The 23319-nt window shown below is 50.1% G+C and carries 19 protein-coding genes; 11 read left to right on the top strand and 8 right to left on the bottom strand.

All coding sequences use genetic code 11. The features are described 5' to 3' along the window. Positions 1 to 212: 212 nt before the first annotated feature. Entirely contained in the window at positions 213 to 1631 is a 1419-nt protein-coding gene (locus AC8GE9_RS02055) for a glycosyltransferase family 39 protein (protein ID WP_506675445.1), read from the top strand. After that, positions 1631 to 3664: an AAA domain-containing protein gene (locus AC8GE9_RS02050; RefSeq protein WP_506675444.1), complete on the top strand. Its 2034-nt coding sequence runs from the start codon at positions 1631 to 1633 to the stop codon at positions 3662 to 3664. Before AC8GE9_RS02055 ends, AC8GE9_RS02050 begins: the two co-directional genes overlap by 1 nt. Here the strand turns inward: AC8GE9_RS02050 and eat are convergent. Beyond that, positions 3604 to 4989: an ethanolamine permease gene (gene eat, locus AC8GE9_RS02045; RefSeq protein WP_506675443.1), complete on the bottom strand. Its 1386-nt coding sequence runs from the start codon at positions 4987 to 4989 to the stop codon at positions 3604 to 3606. The genes AC8GE9_RS02050 and eat overlap by 61 nt on opposite strands. 42 nt (positions 4990 to 5031) lie before the next feature. Then, positions 5032 to 5727 (bottom strand): outer membrane protein, encoded by a 696-nt coding sequence (locus AC8GE9_RS02040; protein ID WP_506675442.1) that lies wholly within the window; start codon positions 5725 to 5727, stop codon positions 5032 to 5034. A gap of 209 nt (positions 5728 to 5936) precedes the next feature. Here AC8GE9_RS02040 and AC8GE9_RS02035 point away from each other — a divergent pair, with 209 nt between their 5' ends. Next, complete coding sequence (locus AC8GE9_RS02035) at positions 5937 to 8906, top strand: autotransporter domain-containing protein (protein WP_506675441.1); 2970 nt, start codon at positions 5937 to 5939, stop codon at positions 8904 to 8906. 61 nt (positions 8907 to 8967) lie between these two features. Here the strand turns inward: AC8GE9_RS02035 and AC8GE9_RS02030 are convergent, their stop codons facing one another. Beyond that, a complete protein-coding gene (locus AC8GE9_RS02030; RefSeq protein ID WP_506675440.1) occupies positions 8968 to 9855 on the bottom strand; it encodes a LysR family transcriptional regulator in 888 nt (295 codons plus the stop codon). 113 nt (positions 9856 to 9968) lie between these two features. On the opposite strand from AC8GE9_RS02030, the gene AC8GE9_RS02025 reads away from it, so the two are divergent. Genes AC8GE9_RS02025 through AC8GE9_RS02005 form a run of 5 tightly spaced genes read left to right on the top strand, consistent with a single transcriptional unit; the run spans position 9969 to position 14776 of the window. Further along, a complete protein-coding gene (locus AC8GE9_RS02025; RefSeq protein ID WP_506675439.1) occupies positions 9969 to 11228 on the top strand; it encodes a CaiB/BaiF CoA transferase family protein in 1260 nt (419 codons plus the stop codon). Continuing rightward, on the top strand, positions 11225 to 12814 hold the full coding sequence (locus tag AC8GE9_RS02020) for an acyl-CoA carboxylase subunit beta (protein ID WP_506675438.1): 1590 nt from the start codon (positions 11225 to 11227) through the stop codon (positions 12812 to 12814). Before AC8GE9_RS02025 ends, AC8GE9_RS02020 begins: the two co-directional genes overlap by 4 nt. A 12-nt stretch (positions 12815 to 12826) precedes the next feature. Beyond that, positions 12827 to 13780, top strand: coding sequence for a Bug family tripartite tricarboxylate transporter substrate binding protein (locus AC8GE9_RS02015; RefSeq protein ID WP_506675437.1), 954 nt, complete (start codon positions 12827 to 12829; stop codon positions 13778 to 13780). Between the two features lie 2 nt (positions 13781 to 13782). Beyond that, the gene (locus AC8GE9_RS02010; protein ID WP_506675436.1) at positions 13783 to 14667 is read left to right on the top strand and encodes an amidohydrolase family protein; all 885 of its coding nucleotides are present in this window, start codon (positions 13783 to 13785) and stop codon (positions 14665 to 14667) included. Between the two features lies 1 nt (position 14668). Further along, the gene (locus AC8GE9_RS02005; protein WP_506675435.1) at positions 14669 to 14776 is read left to right on the top strand and encodes a biotin/lipoyl-containing protein; all 108 of its coding nucleotides are present in this window, start codon (positions 14669 to 14671) and stop codon (positions 14774 to 14776) included. Positions 14777 to 14795: 19 nt separating this feature from the next. On the opposite strand, the gene upp is transcribed toward AC8GE9_RS02005, so the two are convergent. From upp to AC8GE9_RS01980, 5 genes are read right to left on the bottom strand one after another with little or no spacing between them, the layout of a single operon-like run. Then, a complete protein-coding gene (upp, locus tag AC8GE9_RS02000; RefSeq protein ID WP_506675434.1) occupies positions 14796 to 15440 on the bottom strand; it encodes a uracil phosphoribosyltransferase in 645 nt (214 codons plus the stop codon). 56 nt (positions 15441 to 15496) lie between these two features. Further along, positions 15497 to 16162: an amino acid ABC transporter permease gene (locus tag AC8GE9_RS01995; RefSeq protein WP_506675433.1), complete on the bottom strand. Its 666-nt coding sequence runs from the start codon at positions 16160 to 16162 to the stop codon at positions 15497 to 15499. Positions 16163 to 16166: 4 nt separating this feature from the next. Next, a complete protein-coding gene (locus AC8GE9_RS01990; protein WP_506675432.1) occupies positions 16167 to 16904 on the bottom strand; it encodes an amino acid ABC transporter ATP-binding protein in 738 nt (245 codons plus the stop codon). Further along, positions 16901 to 17554, bottom strand: a complete 654-nt coding sequence (locus AC8GE9_RS01985) for an amino acid ABC transporter permease (protein WP_506675431.1) — start codon at positions 17552 to 17554, stop codon at positions 16901 to 16903. Before AC8GE9_RS01985 ends, AC8GE9_RS01990 begins: the two co-directional genes overlap by 4 nt. 5 nt (positions 17555 to 17559) lie before the next feature. Continuing rightward, the gene (locus AC8GE9_RS01980) at positions 17560 to 18312 is read right to left on the bottom strand and encodes a transporter substrate-binding domain-containing protein (RefSeq protein ID WP_506675430.1); all 753 of its coding nucleotides are present in this window, start codon (positions 18310 to 18312) and stop codon (positions 17560 to 17562) included. Between the two features lie 223 nt (positions 18313 to 18535). Here AC8GE9_RS01980 and AC8GE9_RS01975 point away from each other — a divergent pair, with 223 nt between their 5' ends. The 3 genes from AC8GE9_RS01975 (at position 18536) to AC8GE9_RS01965 (ending at position 23300) form a co-directional block, all read left to right on the top strand. Then, positions 18536 to 19789 carry an SGNH/GDSL hydrolase family protein gene (locus AC8GE9_RS01975; protein ID WP_506675429.1) on the top strand — a complete coding sequence of 418 codons (1254 nt, stop codon included), beginning with the start codon at positions 18536 to 18538 and terminating at the stop codon, positions 19787 to 19789. 236 nt (positions 19790 to 20025) lie between these two features. Further along, positions 20026 to 21012 (top strand): Bug family tripartite tricarboxylate transporter substrate binding protein, encoded by a 987-nt coding sequence (locus AC8GE9_RS01970; protein WP_506675428.1) that lies wholly within the window; start codon positions 20026 to 20028, stop codon positions 21010 to 21012. A 32-nt stretch (positions 21013 to 21044) separates the two neighbouring features. Continuing rightward, positions 21045 to 23300, top strand: a complete 2256-nt coding sequence (locus tag AC8GE9_RS01965) for a sulfatase-like hydrolase/transferase (RefSeq protein ID WP_506675427.1) — start codon at positions 21045 to 21047, stop codon at positions 23298 to 23300. Positions 23301 to 23319 lie beyond the last annotated feature (19 nt).

The raw sequence follows: 23319 nt of genomic DNA, 5'->3' as shown, positions 1-23319 counted from the left end.
CGAAAGTACAACGAGATAGAGACATGGCTAAACGTTCATGCATGAAAGTACTGTGCAGATTATGATTTAGTACAATTACATCTTGTTTATGCTTTATTGGAAAATCGATGTTTGGTGTAAATAAATTAGATATAAATAACCACCGCCAACTTGCTTTCATCACTCAGGCATATATCGCTTTTCATAGCATTCTATGGTTTGTTATTGCAGTTGTGAGTCAAACAGCTCCGCATAAAGACAGCATCGAAGAACTCAACTGGCTGCAATATTTTGACTGGGGATATCCAAAGTTCGGTCCTATTGGTACCTGGTGGGTACATTTATTTGTTGAATTATTTGAGCGTGCGATGTGGGTCACCTACCTTGCTGGTATGGTCAATGTTGCACTGATGCTCTTGATTGTTTGGCGAATTGCTCTATTGATTTCAACACCTGCACGTGCGCTCATGGCTGTCGTTTTAACGAGCTTGGTTGTGTATCACAGCATAAACGGACTGCAAGTCAGTTCTAATCTGATCCAACTTTTTCCGACTGCTCTGTTTTTGTTGGCTGTTTTATTGGCTGTTCAACAACAACAATGGTGGAGATGGGTGTTACTAGGATTAGTAGGCGCAGTCTGTTTATTGACGAAATACGCTGCAGGCATTTGGATTGCTGTCATGGGCATTTGGCTGTTATGTGATCAACGCGCACATAACAAACGCGTACTCACTGGAGTGGGTATTGCCCTTATCGCTGGTGCACTCGCCATAGTCCCACACATAGAATGGTTGATACGAACAGACGCACCACCCATCCGCTATATGCAACATCAATTTCAAGCAGATACGAATCATTTTTTTGAAGTCGGAAAATTTATTCTGAGTCAACTAGGTAAACTTTCACCTCTCATCGTGGCTATATGTGTCGTAAATCTCTTATTTAAACGCGACAAGGATTCCAATTTCTCCTTCGGGTATCACACCGACAATACAGCTGAGAGCCGCTATGTTTCTTTTACAGCATACGGACCGATGCTTGTCACTTGTGTACTAGGTGCTTTTTGGATTAATTTGAATGCAAACTGGGCGACCGCATATTTTGTATTGATCGGTTTATATGCGCTGCGTTTCCTACCTAAACTCGACTCTTCACTCTTATTGCAGCGTGTCGTCCGTATCGGCCTCACGATCAATATCGCGATTGCCTGTGGATACGGCCTGTATTATGGCATCCTCATTGACGTATTTAATAAGGTCGGTCGAGCAAATTATCCGGCTGCTGCGCAAGGAGTGTTAACAGATCAAGTTTGGAATGCTAACAAGCGTGGGCCACTCAAGGTGGTCATTGGTGAAACATGGGTCGCAGGGATTTCTTCAGTGATGTCTCGCGATCAACCATTGGTGATGCCTTACGGCGTTTCCAGTCTAGCGCCTGCCATTACTCCAGACTTAATAAAAAAATGTGGTGCGTTGATTCTTCTTGACCTATCACAAGCACAATATCAGCTCACAGATCATCTCAATCAATACATACAGCAAGCAACCGAAACTGGAACGATTGATTTGTACTGGAACAGATATAAACAAGTCAGGCCATTTCAAATTCAGTGGTCAATTATCGAACCCGAGTCGCCTGGCGCTTGTCGATAATGACTGTCATCGATCCTATCCTCAGCGACCATCGCGCTGTTGAAGATGAACTACGTCATGTGCGTGCACTGATGCAACTTGAGCAAAGGGAAGACCAAGCTCAATTCAAACTCAGAAATGCCAGCGCCAGTATTAAGGAGCGTCGGCGACGCGGCTTTACTTGGTACCCCGTCACCATTACCAAAGAGGACATTGGTTTTGGTGGCAAAATGATCTTGGAGATCGTGCGTCCTGCTAGCCGACAGGAACTCCACTTGTTTCAGGTGGGTAAAAATGCGTCTCTGTTCAGTGATGTGCCAGCCCATTCTTCATCCGAGCGGCCTACACTCAACGGCGTCATTACGAGTGTTCGGCGCAATAATTTGTTGCTGGCAACCACCAAAGAAGAACTTCCAGACTGGGTCTATGACGCAGGAAAACTGGGCATTGACCTCACCTTCGATGAGGTGAGTTACCGCGAAATGAACAACGCCCTAGGTGAAGTCTTGGGCGCATATGGAAATCGCTTAGCCGAATTACGCGACATATTGCTAGGAGCCCGACAAGCTCGCTTTCGCGCTCAAAAAGCCGACGACCTTTTGTACCCCAACCTGCTCAACGACTCGCAGCTTAAAGCCCTTCGCCATGTGATCACGGCTCAGGACGTTGCCATCATCCATGGACCGCCCGGCACGGGCAAAACCACAACACTGGTGCATGCCATCCTAGAAACCATTCGGCGCGAGCGACGTGTGCTGGTGTGCGCGCCTTCGAATACGGCAGTAGATCTGCTCACCGAAAAATTAGCGGAACGTGGCGTCAACGTCATCCGAATGGGCAACCCAAGCCGCGTGTCTGACTTGCTGCTTGAGCACACGCTAGATGCCCGCTTGGTAGCACATCCAAGCTACAGTAAGATGCGTGCGATGCGCCTAACCGCGGACCAGTATCGTGAAACCGCCACTCAGCGAACTCGGCGTTTTGGCTATGAGGAGCAGCAGCAGCGCCAGCTGCTTAAGGAAGAAGCGCGAATGCTGTTTCAAGCAGCCGACGATTTAGAGCGCGTGATGACCGAGGACATCATCGAATCGGTGCAGATCGTCACCTGCACGCTAGTGGGTGCCAGCAACCGCAACCTTCGACACCTTAGCTTTGAAACCGTTTTTATCGACGAAGCCGCGCAAGCCTTGGAGCCGGGTTGTTGGATTCCGATTGCCAAAGGCCAGCGGATTATTCTGACAGGTGATCACCACCAGCTGCCACCTACAGTGAAAAGCGAACAAGCTGCCCGCGAAGGCCTACGCGAAACCCTGTTCGAAAAGTGTATCAAACGCCAGCCTGATACGGCTCGCATGCTGACTGTGCAGTACCGCATGCACGAGCAAATCATGGGTTTCAGTTCGGAGAGGTTCTACAAAGGCCAATTGGTAGCACACCAAAGTGTCCGTCACGCCGGCTTGGATGCTTATGATCCGCGTTTTGTGCCCGATCTACCCGTGGAGTTTGTCGACACGGCCGGTTGCGACTTTCTTGAAGTGACTCTTTCTGAGGGCCGTTCAACGGCAAACCCCGAAGAAGCGAACTTACTGCTCGTGCGTCTCACTCAACTCCTTGCGCCCTATGACCCAACTGAGCACGATCACGAACAACTCACTATTGGCGTGATTGCACCCTATCGCGCCCAAATTAACTATTTGATGGATGCCATCGAGGAAAACGACAAGCTCAACGCGTTGCTCCTGTCCCGTATGCTGAGCGTGGGTACCGTTGATTCGTTTCAGGGTCAGGAGCGCGACATTATTGCTATGTCATTAACGCGTAGTAACTCACATGGTGACATCGGCTTTCTCTCCGACATCCGCCGCATGAACGTTGGTATGACTCGCGCCCGCCGCAAGTTGTTACTTGTCGGCGACGTCTCTACGCTCAGTTTCAATCCTTTTTTCGTGGATTTGCTGAACTATATCAAGCGTATTGGTGGCTACCGCAAAGCTCAGGAAATCACTGACTCATCGAGCAAATTGTCACGATTGCGGACTGTCATGCAGAAATAGACATACCCAAGGACCATGAAGGATAGGAAAATACCAAAGATCAAGGGGTTGTAATAAATCATGGTGACTAAGCAGACAAAGGCGGCCACCAAGGCAAACGCAGGAAAGTAAGGGTAGATCGGCGCCCGAAACGGGCGGATCATTGAGGGTTCGGTACGGCGCAATTTGAACAGGCTTAACATGCTGATGATGTACATCAGGATCGCGCCAAAAACAGACATGGTCACAATATTGGCGGTCAAGGGCAAGCCACCAATCTGGATCCACTCATCGCTAAAGATCGCTGCGATACCGATTACGCCACCGGCCAAAATGGCGCGATGCGGAGTCTTGAAACGTGGGTGTACCTTGGCAAAGTAGGCGGGCAGGTAGGCTTCTCGGGACAAGGCGAAAATTTGACGCGAATAACCCATGATGATGCCGTGAAACGACGCCACCAAACCGAACAGGCCAAGCCAGACCAACATGTGCAGCCAACCGCTGCTCTCACCGACAATCATCTTCATGGCCTGAGGCAACGGGTCGTTGATATTGGCGAGCTGCGTCCAGTCCCCCGAGCCGCCAGCAAAAAACATCACGCCCATGGCCAATACCACCAAGGTCAGGATGCCCGCTATGTAAGCAGTCGGGATCGAACGCTTGGGATCTTTGGCCTCTTCAGCGGCCATGGCCACGCCTTCGATCGCCAGGAAAAACCAGATGGCAAACGGTATGGCGGCAAACATCCCGGGGATCGTTGCCAGGCTGAAGCTGTCCTGGCCAGACCAGCCCCCTTTGACAAAATTTTCCATCAAGAATCCAGGCGCAACCACCCCCATGAATACCAACAATTCGAAAATAGCCACTAACGTGATGACCAACCCGAAAGTGGCTGCAATCTGAACGCCAAGGATATTGAGGGTCATGAAAATGATATAAGCACCCAACGCCGCCATCTTGGGATCGAGCCCAGAAAACTGTACGTTCAGGTATGCACCAATGGCCAGCGCAATAGCTGGAGGCGCAAATACAAATTCAATCAGTGTGGCGGCACCAGCTAAATAACCACCGGTCGGTCCAAAAGCGCGTTTGCTATATGCAAAGGGTCCGCCAGCTTGTGGGATGGCAGTGGTCAACTCTGTGAAGCTAAAGATAAAGGTGGTGTACATGGCGGCGATGAACAGCGCCGTGATCGTGAAACCTAGTGTCCCGGCCGTAGCCCAGCCAAAGCTCCAACCAAAATAGATCCCGGAAATAACCAAGCCCACAGCCATGCCCCAGAGCTGCAAGGTATTCAATACCGGCTTGAGGACGTCTGGTTTTTCTATTGGATGTGAGATGTTCATCTTTGTTGAGCTTTATTTATTTTATGAACTAACCTTAAGCAACTAGAACCTATAACCTAACCCAAACAAAAAGTTATACGCATTGACGTTTGGACTTGAGGAAACCGTTCCCCCGGGACCATCCGAATAGTTCGATGATAAATTAGGACGTCCATAAGCGTAGTAGTTTGCTTCTACAAATCCATACAATGCTTTAGTTAAGAACTGCTTGTAGCCTAGCCCAACAACATAGCCACTCACTTGAGCTTGATTCGATGGAGAGGAGCAACAATTGGTCTGGCTATATTGCACAGATTGCATTGAATAGCCCAACTTAGCGTAAACCAATTTATCCTGATCTATGGCATACCCAGGTGCAATGAATGCATTAAAACGATTTGAGATTGAAAATTTATAATTATAGGTATTGCTACGATCTCCAAAATAGTAAAAACCACCTGACTGAGTATTTTGGGTGAACGCAGAATAGTCGACCCCTATACCCATTGTGAAATTATTTTTCAAATTGAATGTGTAGCCCAACCCTAAGACAAGAGGTGCTGACGCTGAAGTTGTCGACAGAGTATTCGTCTTGTTAGGCACATCACCATAATCAGTCCCAGTCAATTGGGCTGAGCTCACGGTATTGTTTTCATAACCAGTTGAAATCTGACCATACGCTCCGACAAATTGATTTTGAGCAAAGGCCGAACAGCTCAGGACAAAGACAAAAGAGCCAACTAAGAAATTAATTTTCATTGCTGTTCCTATATATATGGGCTAATTTGATATGTTGTAGCTTATTTAATCTTCTTTGTGGTGGATTTTTTTAGTGGGCAATTGATTTATAAAATCAGCAAACACTGTCCGATCAGCAAAAGCCTCCGCCCCGCAAACACAACACACCTGTCGAGTTAAGCAAAGTTCCGCTTTATTAAATCCGTTGTACTGCTTTTGGAGGGGCACTCATGGTTTCTTACAAAAAAGCTGGTGTCAGCCTTGCTTTGTTTACAGCGGCAACTATTGCAAATAGTCAAACAACACCTTCCATTTTCTACACCCCAGAATACTTCGCAAACTGGGGGCTTCAATACACATATGCCGCTGATGCTTGGGCACTAGGCTTTACCGGTAAAGGCGTACGAATCGGAATCGCAGACGACCAGGCTCAATTGAGTCATCCAGAGTTTGTGGGTCGTATTTTGGGGTCATCACAGCAGGCCCCCTTTCCGAATCCAGAATTTCCTAATTTCCCAGAACATGGTACCCATGTCATGGGAGTTGCTGCGGCTGCACGCGATGGCCTAGGAATGGTGGGTGTAGCACATGACGCTTCGATTGCTCACGTAGTGGTAGTTGCTAAAACAGGTTATCCCTTGACGAATAACTGGACACAACAATTAATAGATGCAAAGGTTTCTGTCATGAACGGAAGCTTTGGACCGCCCGCAACACCTTGGCCTTTAACTCCCCTTGGGAGTAGTGATGGTAGTCTTAATCCAAACTACCAAATTGTTAATTTTCAGTTCTTGTCTGGGAGCCAAGTAGGTAGTTACGTATCAGAAATAAAAAAACTCGCTGATGCTGACGTAGTCATGGTCTTTTCAGCGGGTAATCAACGTAGCTCTTTTTTACAGCCATTGGCTGCAAAAGTACCCGCGGGTCATTCCATCATCCCCCTTATTAAACCTGCCAACACCGCGCTTGGCTATACGAGTAATCCGGCAGATGCTGTTTATCGTATTTATACAGATGCAGCTGATCGTAATAATCCCTCTACTTGGGACAGTAACCAGCTTCCATTCAGTGATATTGATGCAACGGATTTCTCAAGCGCCGCCGGTACGCTGATTGCGGTGACCGCTGCGGATATCGATCCAAATACCGGTGCGGTCATACTCGCTAATTTTAGTAATCAGTGCGGTCTTGCTGCAGACTGGTGTATCACTGCACCAGGTGTAGCGATCTATTCGACAGTCCCGATGGATACATATGCTGGCGGAGAAAAATGGAGCGGCACATCGATGGCAGCCCCCTTTGTTGCGGGTGCAGCGGCTGTGTTACGACAGGCCTTTCCATACATGACAGCAAGGCAAATCATTGAAGTGCTTTTAACAACGGCTACAGAAATTAATAACCAAAATTCTGAGTCCATTCGGGATTTTGGTCACGGGTTGATCAATATCGGTCGCGCTGTAAAAGGGCCGATCGAATTCGGGCATCCATCTCTGATCCCAGGAAATTCATCGATATTTGCACCGATCTTTGCTGTGGACACCAAGGGATATGACTCGGTGTGGAGCAATGACATTTCCGGAATTGGCGGATTTAGCAAGGCTGGCAAGGGGATCCTTGTATTAACGGGTCTCAATACCTACACAGGAGATACGACGATCACGGGTGGTGTGTTGCGAGTAGATGGCTCGATTGCGAGCTCTAATCTGTCAGTGACCTCTGGCGCTACTTTGCAGGGGATTGGTACCGTTGGCAATACCTCAATGGCTGGCATCTTGTCGCCAGGAAATTCAGTCGGTACGCTCACGGTCAGCGGTGATCTTGATCTCTTAGCGGGCTCGGTCTATCAATATGAAATTGACGCAAACCAAAAAAGTGACTTCGTCAGCGTCACGGGTCGCGCTGTGATTGACAGCGGTGCTATTTTCAAACTATCCGCCGAAGACGGTGTGTATTTAAATAGGCTGTATCCTGTCCTGCAAGCGAACTCGCTCATAGGTACGAAATTTCTGACCAACTATACATTTATTAATCTGGACTTTATGCCAAGCAGTGACAATCTCGGCTTGGTGGTGCAGAGAAATAGCGTACCCATGGCTAGCTTTGCTCAGACGAACAATCAGCGGGCAGTCGCCAAAGCGATTGATGCGCAAAGCTCAGGCGATGAGCCTTTTAACGATGTGCTGTTAAACGATAACCCAAGCCAATTACCTAATTTGTATCAAGGCTGGTCAGGCGAAATCTACAGTGCCAACCAAGCCGCGCTCATTTATAACAGCCGTTTATTGGCGCAGGTGATGAACTGGAGGTTGCAAGACAGTTGGCTGAGTAATAGTTCGACGACGCGACTGCAGCGAGTGGGTCAGACCAATGCAGACACGACTGTCTGGGCGCAGGCCTACGGCAACTGGGACACCTTCAGTGCTAATGCTGATGCTAAGAAAGCGACCTCAAATAGTGGTGGACTAATTCTAGGGGTAGATCATGCTCTGACGACAAATTTTCGTCTTGGCGGTGGATTCTCAGCTAGTACAACCAATACCTCAGTGGCCTCTAGCAGCGCCAATACCAACGGCTATCACGTGATGCTTTATAGCACCTATGATAAAAATAGGCTGCGTCTTAACAGTGGCGTAGTGCAGTCATGGTACTCGGCCAATATGAGACGTACTCTGCCCCTCGATGACCGAGGCAATGCCAAAGGAACAGTGGACTCAAGATCCACACAACTCTTTGCAGATCTTAGCAGCCCGATCACACTCAGCCAGCTGCAAGATCATCACACCACGATTGCACCCTTTGGTCAGGTCAGCCAAATCTGGCTGCAGACCTCGAAGTTTAGCGAGTCAGGGGCAGAAGCCGGGTTGACGGGATTTGTGACCAACGCAAATACGGGATTTGGCACGCTAGGCGCCAGACTCAGCCACCAATGGAAGACTGACAAAAACAATTGGCAAGTGGGCCTATCAGCAGGCTGGCAACGGGCGTGGGGAGACTTGTCTCCAACAACGACTCTCGCGTTTGCGACAGGACCTGGCTTCACTGTAAATGCGGCACCCATTGCGAGAAACTCAGCTGTCGTTGAAGTAGGTATCGGAGCCAGTCTGGGTCAGTCGAGTCGTTTTAATTTGGTTTACTCAGCTACCTTGTCAGGTCAATCCAGAGGACAGTTGCTGCAGGCACAATTGCAGCAGTCATTTTGATGCGTTGAAGCACGGTTGCGCGACCCGTCGCTTTGTTGCAAAAAATAATCGTTGGCGAGCTTTAGGCCGTCGGTCTTCGTTGCTCCAGCAGATCATGCAGGGCCTGAGCAGCGAACGACAACTCACGTCCAATAGGCCGAACAATGTATATACGTCGTTCGAGCCCTCGAAATGCCAGCTCGCGCCGAACAAGGTCGTCGTGGTGGAAGTCATACAAATTGAACTGCGGAATCGCCGCAATCCCGATGCCAGCCCGCACCATGCCAATGACCGTCGCCAACTGTTCCACCTCCATAAAACGCTGCAGGTCTTGCCGGGGCACGACATCGGTCAAATAGCGCCCGACGATGCCGTGCCGCACTTGGTAGATGAGGCGCTCACCTACTAGGTCCTTCACTCCCACGCGTTTAACATTTGCCAGCCGATGATCATGCCGACAAACCAGCTCGAACCGGTCGGTGCACAGTGGGGTAACGCTCAGCGAAGGGTCGTCGGAGGTAGTCGCCACAATGGCAAAGTCAGCCCGGCCACTGCGCACCTGATCGATGCTGCGTTCGGACAGCATGTCGGCCACCTGTACCTCCACCCCGGGGTACTGCTCGCAATAATCAGCCAGCAACGGGGGCAACCAGCCAGCGGCTAGCGAAGGCAGCAGCGCGATTGAGACCTTGCCGCGCCGCCGCTCGATCAGATCACGCACGCCCCCGATCGCGCCCTCGATTTCACCGATGGCGCGGCGCGCAGCCCCCTCAAAAATCAAACCCTCTGTCGTGAGTTCGACATTTCGGGTGTCACGATGGAATAGCCGCGCACCCACAGCATCCTCCAGACCCTGGATCATGGCGCTAAAGGCCGGCTGTGACAGGTGGATGGTTTTGGCCGCACGAGTGAAATTGCGGATCTGCGCAAGAACCAGGAAGGCGCGCATTTGTCTGACCGTGATATTCATTTGTTTTTCCGATCATATTATCTGATAAAAGAATTTTACAGATTAATAGTCGACCTCTAAACTAAATTGCGAATCCCGCCGAAAGCACGCTCTGCGTCTCACAGGAGATTTGGGTGACTGATCACAGGCCCTTGGTTCCCCCCCTGCCACATCCAGCTTCGCCTGCGGGCCCGCTTGCTGGGCTACGGGTAGTAGAAATCTGCAACACCATCGCAGGGCCTGCTTGCGCCCGCTACCTCGCGGACTTTGGCGCTGAAGTCATCAAGATTGAGCCGCTAGAGGGTGACGGCGTGCGACAGATGGGCAAGCATTTTCAGGATGTATCGCTATACGCAGCCACAATCCTGCGCAACAAGCAGTCGGTGGCGCTGGATCTGAAGAACCCCCAGGGTCGCGACATCGCCCTCGAGTTGATCCGTCGGGCCGATATTCTGGTCGAGAACAACCGCCCGGGCGTGATGGAACGCCTCGGCCTCGGCTACGAAGCACTGTCGGCAACGAACCCGGGGCTGGTGATGGTGCGTATCAGCGGCTACGGTCAGGATGGACCCTATGCAGAACGCCCAGGCTATGGCGCGATCTGCGAGGCCTTTGGCGGCGTTCGCCACATGACAGGCGATCCTGATCGCCCCCCCGCCCGTGTGGCCCTGGCCACTACCGACTATCTCACCGCGGTGTATGGCGCCTTCGGTGCCATGACGGCGATCCACGAACGGGCGCGCAGCGGGCGAGGTCAGGTGGTGGATGTTGCCTTGTACGAGACGGCCTTCACACAGATGGAATCTTACGTACCCACGTTCGAGAAGACAGGATTCATTCCGACCCGGGTGGGTCCGAACTTGCCGACCATGGCGCCTAACAGCCTGTACCCTGCGGCGGGCGGCGCCTGGATCCTCATCGCAGCCAACAGCAACGCTATCTATAAGCGGCTGGTCACTCTCATGGAACAGCCCAGCCTGTTCACCGACCCCCGCTTTGCCACGATCAAAGCCCGCGGCCTACCTGAGAACATGCAGGCCCTGAATGTCCTGATCGGTCAATGGACATCGCGCTTCGAGGCCACGGAGCTCGAGCGAATGCTGCGCGACGCTGAGGTGCCAAATTCGCGCGTCTACACGATCGCCGACATCTATCAGGATCCGCACTATGCTGCCCGCGACATGATAGTGAAAGTGCCACACCCGCAACTTGGGCATACGCTGCAAGTGGGCGTGGTGCCCAAATTTTCCCGCACGCCAGGGCATATCCACCACACTGGCCCCGACTTGGGCTCTGATACCCACCAGGTGCTGCTTAACCTGGGATTCGACAAACAACAGATCGCCACATTACGTGCCGCCGGCATCGTGATGGAAGCAAAGGCCAGCACATGAACGAAGAAACAAAGTTGACACACGGACAAAATGACGGCGAATGGGCTCAAGAGCTGGACGAACTGTCTCGCCGACGCGAGCAGGCCGCGGCCATGGGCGGTCCCGAGTCTCTGGCCAAAATGAAGGGACTGGGCCGGCTCAATGCCCGCGAGCGCATTTCGATGCTGCTCGACCCCGGCAGTTTTCGAGAACTGGGCCGCATCGCTGGCAAGGGCCGCTACAGTGCACAGGGACAGTTTATTGACCAGAGCCCAGTCAACGCGATCATCGGCACCGGCCTGATAGAGGGACGCAAGCTCGTGGTCTCTGCCGATGATTATTCGCTGCGCGCCGGTTCGTCAGAGGCCACCATCTCCGACAAATGGGTGTACTCCGACCGCATGGCGTTGACTCTGAAGATGCCCCTGGTTCGCTTGGTAGACACTGCAGGTGGAAGCGTGAAGCTGCTTGAGCAGCAAGGCAGCAGCAAGATACCGGGTTACCCCAACTGGCCGGTGGTAGAACTTCTGCGCAATGTGCCCGTAGTGGGCGTAGCGCTAGGCTCATGCGCGGGCCTGGGTGCAATCAAGGTACTGATGTCGCACTTTTCGGTGATGGTGCGTGACCAGGCCCAGGTCTTTGCAGCCGGGCCGCCTGTAGTCAAGCAGGCTTATGGCATCGACATCGACAAGAATGCTCTCGGTGGTTACAAGGTGCATCGCCGCAGCGCCATGGTGCATAACGAGGCGACCTCCGAGGCCGATGCATTCGAGCAAGTACGGCGGTTCCTTTCCTACCTGCCCAGGAATTCGGCCAACCTGCCAACACGCACTTCCTGTAGCGACGCGCCAGATCGCGCCGACGACTGGTTAAAGAACGCGATCCCGAAAGACCGGCGCAAGATCTATGACCCCCGCAAGATTATCACCTCGGTCTTCGACGAAGGCTCGGTGTTCGAGATTGGCCGATATCAAGGTGGCTCAATCATCACCGCGCTGGCCCGGCTTAATGGCTACCCGGTTGGGGTGTTGTCCGGCGACCCAAAGGTGGCAGGCGGTGCCATGACCGTTCCCGCGGCCTGGAAGACCGAGCGCCATGCCAAGCTATGCGACACCTTCGGTCTGCCGATGGTGAACCTGGTCGACCAGCCTGGCAACGCCACCGGTCTCGAGGCTGAGCTAGCCGGTACGCTGTTAGGCGCTGTGCGGGTGATGAGCACCATCGAGACTGTGCGCATTCCCTGGGTATCGATCATCATGCGGCGCGCCTTCGGCTTGGCCGGAGGGCTGCATGCGCCCAAGTATTTTCCGCAGCTCAACCACCGCTTCGCATGGCCCTCGGCGCGCTGGGGTTCAATCCCCATTGAAGGCGGCGTCGCCGCCGCCTACCGACGTGATATCGCCGAGTCTGAGGACCCACAAGCCAGACAGGCCGAACTCGAAGCCTATTACCACCATTTGGGCTCGCCCTTCCGCACAGCAGAACGATTTGGCATCCTAGATGTGATCGACCCGCGCGAGACCAGAGCCATCCTGTGTGATTGGGTGGAGGACGCTTACGAGGTGCTCTATGCCAACCGACCCACCAACCGTCCTACCCAGACCTAAAAGGAACACCCCATGACATTAATCATGAGACGAATTCTGACTTTGGCCACGTGGTGCTTGGTCCTGTCTGCTCCCGCCCATTCACAGGAAAGGCCGATCGAAATCATTGTGCCCTTTCCACCAGGTGGTAGCGTGGATCCGATCGCGCGCGCACTGCAGGCAAACATGAGGGACAGCCTCGGCGTACCGCTGGTGATCGTTAACCAAGCGGGGGCAGGTGGCACGCTTGGTACTGCCCGCGTGGCGCGGGCACCTGCCGATGGTCGCTTGATTGGCCTGACGACCGTAGGGCCGTTGACCACGCAGCCTCACATGGCCACGCTGGCCTACGGCATAGACAGCTTCGAGTACGTGTGCCGTACCCACGTGACGCCGCAGATCCTGGCAGTACCAGAAAATTCGCCCTTCAAGACACTGGGCGAGTTTGTCGACTATGCGCGCAAGAACCCTGGCAAGGTCTCCCTGTCTTCCACCGGTATCGGCTCACTTCCCCATCTGGCTGCAGTCGAGTTCGGGCAGATGGCCGGGTTCGATTGGCTGCATGTCCCCTCCAAGGGTGACTCTGACGCCGCTCGGCTAGCGCTCGGCGGCGAGATCACAGGCTGGGTGGCCGGAGTGCAGACGTACGTGCAACTCGCACCGCGTCTGCGCGCTCTTGGTCTCTTGGAGGCGGTACGCAACCCGACGCTTTCGGACGTGCCAACCTTCACTGAGCAGGGTTTTGCCCTAGTCTCGACGGGATGGGGTGGCATCGTAGTCCCCAAGGGAACATCGGCTGACGCAGTGACAAGGCTATCGAAGGCCTGTGCCCAAGCCACGCAGAGCTCTGAGTTCCAACAAATTCTCGCCAATATGAGGGTGCCGCAAGGATACTTGCCGGCTGATTCTTTTACAGACTTCGTACGCAGCGAGTACCAACGCTACGGTCGGCTGATCAAATCGATCGGCGTCACCAAGGCAAACTGAACATGCTTGACGCAACTCCCGTCGTTGTCCGTCAGGCTGGTGCCTGTGATGCCCACGTGCACCTGTTCGGGCCGTTAACGCAATATCCCATTCACGGTTCTACACCCTATGCAGTGCCCGATGCAACCCCAGCGCAATTGATCGCGCAAATGGATGCGGCCGGCGTGGCGCATGCCGTGGTGGTGCATGCTGCCGTTAGTGGCCGCGACAACCGTCGTACACTGGATGCGCTGCGTGCGCACCCGGATCGGTTTCGCGGCGTGCTGACACCACCCCTCACTCTACCTGATGATGGCCAGCTGGCCGATTGGCATGACCTTGGCGTGCGCGGCATCCGATTCTCATACACCCGCACCGCACAGCCCGGGATGGCCATTGACCCCGCACTGGTCAGCCGCCTAGCTGAACGGGGTTGGCACGCACAGGTTCACCTCGAACCCGAGCATCTGCTCGAACTCGAGGGCACGCTGAGCTCGCTGCCCTGCACCGTAGTGATCGACCATATGGCCAGAATCCCGGGCTCGGCAGGCCCAAACAACCCCGCCCTTTCGGCGCTGCGTCGGCTACTCGACCGTGGCCATGTGTGGGTCAAGCTCTCGGCGCCAATGCGGATGTCGGACCACCAGCAACCGCCATATGACGACGTCACTCCGATCGCTCGAATACTGGTTGAGCAAGCGCCAAATCGCTTGGTGTGGGGTTCAGACTGGCCCAACGTCAACCTGGCGACACCAGCCCCGGCCTACCCTGTACTTCTTGACCTATTGAGTCACTGGGTACCGGATGCCAACCAGCATAGGCAGATTCTGGTTGACAACCCACGCGCCTTGTACGACCTAGCAGCGCGACCAGAACGCACGATGAGCTCGCCTTCTACTCAACCCTAAGATGAAGATTCCAGTGAACGCTCATTGCGCCGGGCGGGTTGTGTCGATTCTAGTTGCCGAAGGTGATGACGTGACCGAGGGTCAGGAAGTGGTCACAGTAGAGATCTGAAACGTGAAACGCAGATCGCTCACTTTGTTCCAAAGATTCGATCACCTGCATCGCCTAGACCAGGCAGAATATATGCGTTGTCGTCCAAATGACGATCAACGGCAGCGGTATAAATGACGACATCAGGAAATCGATCATGTACCGTCTGAATTCCCTGATGACAACTCACTAAGCATACAAATTTTAAAGAGCGCGGGTTGAGCTGTTTGATTCGTGCAATCGCGGCAACAGCAGTATGACCTGTCGCAAGCATCGGATCAACGAGAATCACATCGCGATGACTGAGATCTTCTGGAAGCTTAAAGTAATACTCGACCGCCGCTAAGGTATTTGGATCTCTGTATAAACCTATGTGACCAACACGCGCGCTAGGAACCACGTTGAGCATGCCTTGTAATATGCCGTTTCCCGCGCGCAAAATACTGACAAAAACAAGTTTTTTTCCATCGATCATCTTGCTTGTCATTTTTTCCAGAGGCGTTTCAATTTCAACCTCTTGTGTCACAAGGTCGGCAGTCACTTCATAAGCCATGAGCGTTGAAATTTCATTGAGTAACGCACGGAAAGAGCTTGTCGAAGTATTCTTGTCACGCATTAAAGTGAGCTTGTGTTGCACCATAGGGTGGTCAACAACATAAATATTTCGATCAGATTTTTGATTCATATTGCATCCTCTTTATCTGCACCTCATCGCATAAATAATAATATTCATGCGCCGATTTAAACTGAGAGACCCAAGCGTTTTTGTAATACCCGCGCTGCGAGCACAACAATGGAAACCAAGGCCAAGTAGACAAGTGCAGCAAAAAAATATGCCTTGAAAAACTGAAAGTTTGACGAGGCCAGTTCTTGCACTCTGGCAAAAAACTCGGTGTACTGAATCAAAAAAGCGATCGAACTGTCTTTAATATTGGAAATAACCTGATTGGTCAGGGCTGGGATCGAGGTTCGCAACACCTGAGGCAGTGTAATCAAACGAAAAAGCTGTATTTCATTAAAGCCCTGTGCACGTGCAGCCTCGAGCTCCGTATGGTCGAGTCCATTGTAAGCAGTCGTCATATAGGCAGCGTTATAGGCCGCTACATTTAAAGTAAAACCAATAACGGCAACAAAAAACGGTGAGATTTTGATGCCAAATTGCGGAGCGCCGTAGTACATCAAAAATAACAACACAATCAAGGGCATCCCGATAAAAAACGAGATGTATGCCTTGGTCACACGACGCACCCATTGATGGCGACTCACGCTCAAATACAAAACGAAAATGCCCAGCAAAAGACCCGTCACACTGATCACAGAAGCCAATAGCAGCGTATTTGCCAGACCGAGCCCTATCAATGGCATCTGTGCGAGTAGGTCCTGCGAAAAGGTCAACCAAGTATTCATTTGATCACTTCATCCCTTCGTCGCGCCCAAAAAAACGATGGATGATCGGGTCTTCAGTGCACGCGGCGAGAGCTTGCACTGAGTCTTGCGCGTAAATTAAGCCCTCGTGAATAAATGTAATGTTGTTCGATAAACTTGTCGCCAAGGTTAAATCGTGTGTGACACAGATGATTGTGACGTCCTGTTCATTCAAACGCATCAACATATGACTCACCTCGCGTGATTTCAAAGGATCCAAGGCGGAGGTCGGCTCGTCCATGAGCAAGACTTTTGGATCCATCGCGAGCACCCGTGCGATCGCAACACGTTGCTTCTGTCCGCCCGAAAGCTCCGAGGGGTATTTGCCAGCATGGTCGACCATGTCGAATTTGGCCAACTCTAGCATCGCCTTTTGTTCAGCCTCTTGCCGGCTCATTCGGCGAATTTTTCTAAGAGCAAGGGTTACATTTTCCAGCGCAGTCAAATGACGAAACAATGCGAACTGCTGAAAAACAAAACCTATTTGCTGCCTAAGCCAGCGCAGGTCAGTTCCAGCAAGGGCAACATCCTGACCATTTAAAAAAATTGCTCCGCTTGTCGGGTCAACCAGGCGATTGATGCAACGCAAGAGCGTGGTCTTGCCACATCCAGAAGACCCCATAATGACCTTGATTTCTCCAGGCTGAACTTCCAGGCTCACCCCACGCAGGACCTGTTGAGTACCGAAACTTTTGGTGAGATCGCGAATGCTAAGAATGCTCATAGCGCTGAAACCCCAGGAATTTGAAAACGTCTCTCGACTAAACGGGCAAGTGCCAATAACACCCTGTAGATTAGAAAATAAAGAATACCTACCGCGAGATAGATCTCTGCGCCCTTTAACGTTTGACTCGCAAGCACAGTCGCTTGCTTTGTGATCTCAGGGATCCCCACTGTGTAAGCAAAAGGAGAGTATTTCAAAATTGAGGTGAATTCATTCAACACACCAGGCGCTGAGAACCTCAGCATTTGGGGCGTCTGCACATAGCAGAATATTTGCAGGCGAGACATTCCCATCGACTCGGCAGCCATCAACTCGACAGCCTCGACCGAATCCAAAGCGCCACGAAAAACCTCTGTGACATACGCGCCACCAATCAACCCCAGACTGAGTGCCATGGCGGCTAGCGGCACAACTTTTAGCCCAACAAGTGGCAGACCAAAATAGACAAGAAATAAAAGCACCAGTACAGGAATGCCTCGCAGGCAGTAGACCGCAGCGTCTACCAGCAATTTCGAGGGCCGCCCGCCGATGGTACGTATAGAGATCATAACGAGCGCAAAGACCAAGGCTGTCGCGCTACATACCAACGTTACAAGCAATGTTTGGCCAATGCCCTGCGATAATAGACTTAGAATTTCAAAAAAGTTCATTTGAACTATTTGGAGCCGTTGTCGATCATCTCTTTGAGTTTTTCAGGGCCAAGCTTGATCAAAAATCTATCAAAGTCCTGTCTTAGGGCTGAGCCTTTGGGAAACGCGAATCCCAGCACGTCTTGACCACGAAACGCATACACACTTTCAATTGGCAGATTCATTTTATTTTTAAAATTTTCCAGCACTGGCTGTTCTATAAAGGCTAAGTCAAGATTGCCATTTTGCAGGTCAGTAATGACCTCGTTATAGGAGGGATAGAGTTGCACTTGCGAAAGTGAGTAATACCCTTTCGGTTCCAAATCCTTTTTAATCAAATCCTCATAGGCCATTCCCCTTGGATAGCCAATACGCAGCTTTTTGAGTGCAGAAAGATCCGTAATGGGCTTGGCATTTTTCTTTGTAGCGACCAAGTGCCAGGTGTTGTCGTAATAAGGAGCCGAGAAGTCCATCACTTGCTTGCGCTTATCCGTAATAGAGATGCCTGAAAACGCCACATCAGCTTGTCCGGTTGAGACCGCACCTAACATACCCTGCCAATCATATGACGTGACTTTCATCGTACATTCACGTGTTTTACAAAAAGCATTAAAAATATCGTAATCGACCCCCATCAGCTTGCCATTTTTCTCGTAGAGCATCGGCGGTGAGGCGGGTGACACCGCAACCTTAATCACATTCGCAACTTTTTCCTCTGAGCAACCCGTCAGGATGAATCCGAGGGTAACGATCGAGACGAGCAAGAGTTTTCGCAGCATGTTGAATCCTATTTTTGTCTTGAATTGTGTTCTTGAGATATTAAGCTTAAACACAATTTATTATTTTGGTGGAAACCGAGAGGCCCAATTCATAATGTAGGAATTTATCTGATTTGCCGGTTGAGAAAATATTATAGATTGAGTATTATTTTTACTATTAAATTTAAAGTTTTATGCGGTATTTTACTTTTTTACGCTTATTAAACTCGGTTTTATAAAAGCTATGATTAGAAATAAATTTTTAACCCTATCCTTGGGATTAACTTGCCTTGTTTTAGTTGGCTGCGGGGGTGACAGTAGCAATACGACCAGCCCAACAACACAAAGCTTCACGCAATTAGTTGCTTTTGGGGATAGCCTCAGCGACAGCGGAGCTTATCAAGTAGGCACTGTTAATACGGTTGGCGGTGGTAAATTTACAGTGAACTCCTCTACTTCAAAAGTTTGGGTTGAAAATGTTGCTGCCTCTTTAGGCTTCGCGAATGCTTGTACCGCTGAAACGGGCTTACCGAATGTATTGCCGGCAGCACAAAATCAGGGCTTTCAAGGTGCGCCCCTAGTAGAATTTTTATCATGCACTAATTATGCGCAAGGCGCAGCAAGAGTAAACAATCCAATTAGTTTTGATAGCTATGGTATGCAACAGGCACTCATTTTAGCGAGCCAGCCTAGCTTAGCCTATGGTATGGCGCCATTGGGAAAAATGGCTACACCGGTTTATTTGCAGATGGCAAAGCATTTGACTCGAAATCCAGGTGGATACACAGGAAAAGAATTAGTCACTGTTTTTGTAGGTGCCAACGATCTACTGCTTAATCTGACAGCTATAGGGGCAGCCGCCACAGGTGAAGCCGCTGGAACTCTTTTATACGCGCAATTTATAGGTTGGCCGGAAGACGTTCAGGCTGCGCTATATGCTTTAGGTGCTAGCCCTACGCCTGAGCAACTCCTTGCGATCGCATTACCAGCGGCTAATAGTTATATGACCGCTATCGCGGCAACTTTGGTGGAAAATATAAAAATCCAAATTGCTGGCAAAGGCGCAAAAAATATTGCTGTTCTAAATCTACCTGATGTAGGACTTACGCCATCGATGCTTTCTCTTGGACAATTTATGTCATCAACTGCTACAGAGTTGACTAGGGTTTTTAATAACAAGTTAACCGCTGATCTTGTAGGTTTACCCGGGGTATTGCAGCTGGACTCTTTCAGCCAAAGTCGCACTCAAATAGCCAATCCTGGTCAATTTGGTTTAAGTAACGTCACCGATATGGCATGCGTCATTGGCATTCCCCCTAATAATGAATTCTTAAATAAGTCGTCTTTAGGGTGTTCTAATTCAACACTCATTCCAAATCCGACCGGGGATATAACCCGCTATTTTTATGCCGATAGTGTTCACCCAACTCCATATGGGCATCAGCTTTTGTCAAATTACTTTATGACAAAATTGAACGAATCCAGTCTAGGTAGATAAGCCGACCTTGACCTGTCTGGTTTTATCGGACCATTGTCGCTTCACATACATCGAAGACAAAGTCATCGCTCCACACTTCATCAAGTCTGGTGGGTGATTGCACTAGTAGAACCCCTAATGCACTTTATGTTGACAAAACAAACGACAATTATTAAATTTGAACAATCGTTTGTTCAAATGTTCGTTTTGCCTTTGTTTTAAAACCTGAAATGTCAACCCTAAAGAAGGTGAGAGTCATGATGAGATACAGAATCGAGACTTTTTTTGCAGCAATGCTGACGGTACTGTGTGTCGCTTGGTCCTCTAATTCGTTCTCTGCCCCATGGCCTGAACGACCTATTTCACTTATCGTTCCGTTCGCTGCAGGAGGCGCAACAGATGTTGCAGTTCGTGAAATAGCAAGAAAAATGTCAGAAGACCTCGGTCAGCCGATCGTGATTGAAAACAAACCCGGGGCAGGATCCATGCTGGGAGCACAAATTGTTGCGCGTGCCAAACCAGATGGCTACACGCTACTGACAGCCACGGGCGCCAACATGATTACTGGGCCGTTGTTGACAAAAAATCCTATTTTTAATCCAGAAAAAGATATCCGGCCTATCGCTCTGCTTAGTGTCAATCCTTTAATACTTGTGGCGTCAAAAGATTCGGGCATCAAATCACTGGCAGACTTGATTAAATTGGCTCGCGCAAAACCAGGTCAAATAGCCATTGGCTCATATGGCGTTGGGACCCCTCCTCATTTAGCAATCGAGTTATTAAAAATGCGTATGGGAATCGATGTCATACATATTCCCTACAACGGCTCAGCGCCAGCAATGATTGATTTAAGAGGCGGAAGGATACCTGTCTTAATGGATTTTTTACCGAGCCAAGTCAAAACGATTAATGACCAAGAAGTCGTTGGCCTAGCAATCGGAAGAGATAAACGATCTGACCTCGTTCCAGGCGTCCCTACTTTTGATCAGGCGGGACTGGCGGGATTAGAAATCACCACCTTTTTCGGATTAGCCGGACCTGTGGGCATACCTAAAGAAATCGTGATGCGTATCAACGAGGCCGCAGCCCGAGCCTTAAGCGATCCTGCACTGCAAAAATCCATGACTGCGAGAGGATTAACTCTTTCTCACTCTACTGCAGAAGGCTTTGAAAATGCACTTATAAAAGAAACGGCTCAAGCCAAGCAAATTATTCAATCAGCTGGTATCAAGAGTCTGGACTAATTGGCGCCCAAAAGAAAAAGAGGGATTTAATAATGAGTATAAATCTGCCTGCTGAAGAATTCAAAGGGACGATCGGTGCAACGTATAGAAGCTCAAAACCATATTGGCCGCCACGTATCCAACCGCCCAAAAACGCTCCTAATATCGTATTACTAGTTCTGGATGACGTTGGGTTTGCTCACCTTGGATGTTACGGCTCGGATATCAACACACCAAATATCGATGCCCTTGCCGCTAAGGGTTTACGTTTTACAAATTTCCATACTGCCTCGATGTGCTCCCCCACTCGCGCCGCTTTGTTAACCGGTCGTCAACATCATGCAGCAGGTATGGGAACGATTGTCGAATGGTCAACGGGATATCCAGGATATCAGGGACAAGTCACGAAGCGGGCAGCTACTCTTGCTGAAATGTTGAGGCCTCATGGCTACAACACTCACGCAATCGGAAAATGGCATTTGATGCGCATGACTGACGCCACTGCTGCTGGGCCATTCGACTACTGGCCTCTCGCGAGGGGTTTTGATAGGTACTATGGTTTTTTAAGCTCTCTAACAGATCACTGGAATCCAGAGTTATTTTGTGACAACCATCCAATTTCGAAACCAGTTACTGAGCATTACCATTTAACCGAGGACCTGATAGATAAAACAATTGATTTCATTAGAGATCAACAATGTGCATCACCTGGAAAACCTTTTTTCACTTATGTCGCACTGGGTGCTTGTCACTCACCTCACCATGTCGAACAAAAATATATAGATAAATATAAAGGAAAGTTCGATCAAGGATGGGATGTCACTCGCCAGAAATGGTTCAAACGCCAGCTTGAACTTGGTGTGATTCCACCTGATACAACCCTGACTGAAAGAAATGAAGAAGTCAGGGCTTGGGATGATTTAAGTAGTGATGAAAAGCGAGTCTGCGCAAGAATGCAGGAGGTATTCGCAGGATTTTTAGAGCACACAGATGAACAAGTCGGTCGTGTGGTTGATTACCTGAAAAGCATCAATCAGCTGGACAACACAGTGTTCGTTGTCATGTCAGATAATGGCGCAAGCGATGAGGGCGGAGATTTAGGAAATATCAATATAAGAAAGCACTATGCCTTTGTTGAGGAAACGATAGAAGAACTCGTTCAAAATATTGATCAGCTTGGAAGTGATTACACCTATAACCATTACCCCAAAGGCTGGGGGTTTGCTGGCAATACACCTCTCAAGTGGTTCAAGATGGATACCTTCGGCGGTGGCATTCGTGACCCGTTGATTATTCAATGGCCTGCAAAAATCAAGGATGCGGGTGGACTCAGAAATCAATATCACCACTGTGTTGACTTCGTACCAACAATACTTGAATTACTCGACATAGAAGCACCCGATGAATACCAGGGCATACCACAGCTACCTATTCACGGTACAAGTATGGTTTACGCATTCGATCAGCCCAATGTGAAAACAGCCAAGCATGTACAGTATTACGAAATGCTCGGAGACCGTGGCATATGGTGTGATGGATGGAAAGCAGTGACGCGTCACCAGAAGGGTGCTCCTTTTGAACAAGATACTTGGGAGCTCTATCATATTGATCATGATTTTTCTGAAAATACCAATCTTGCCCTGATGCATCCTGAAAAACTAAGAGAGCTGGTCGACCTATGGTGGGCAGAAGCAGGCCGCTATGATGTTCTTCCCTTAGACGATCGCGATAGAGAACGCACAGCCGCGAGTCTCAGAGCAACAAGTCGTCAGCTATACGTTTATCGTGCAGGCATGGCTCGCGTAGATCGTCTCTCCGCACCTAATATTTCAAATCGATCATATCGCATCACCGCAGAGATCAATCTTTCAAACGCATCTGAACAAGGTGTACTGTTTGCAGCAGGCGGTCGCTTTGGTGGTTACGTACTTTTTATGAAAAACGGACGCTTAGTCCATGAATATAACTGCGGTGGAGAAAGACGCTTCATTCTAGAGTCGCCAAATATATTGCCGGCGGGATCTCACTGCGTAGAATTTTCATTTAAAAAAACTGGCTCTTTGAAAGGTACAGGGTCACTGATCATCGACGGACAGACTTTGAATACGCAAGAGATGGATCAGCTGTGGCCTTTATTACCGAATGCCACTGGTGTTCATTGTGGACGTGATGATGGAAGCCCAGTCAGCGAAAGCTATGCGTGTCCAAATACATTTACAGGAAGAATTTCATATGTTCATGTTGAAGTCTACGATGATCAGGAAATCGATTTTCTAAAGGAATATCACGCGGCCTTATCAGATGATTAATGTCATGAATCATCTTATT

The sequence above is a fragment of the Zwartia lucis genome (genome assembly GCF_965234455.1).
GTDB lineage: Bacteria > Pseudomonadota > Gammaproteobacteria > Burkholderiales > Burkholderiaceae_B > Zwartia > Zwartia lucis.
The sequence above is the reverse complement of the archived record's forward strand: the minus strand, read 5'-3'. Positions and strand labels throughout refer to the sequence as shown.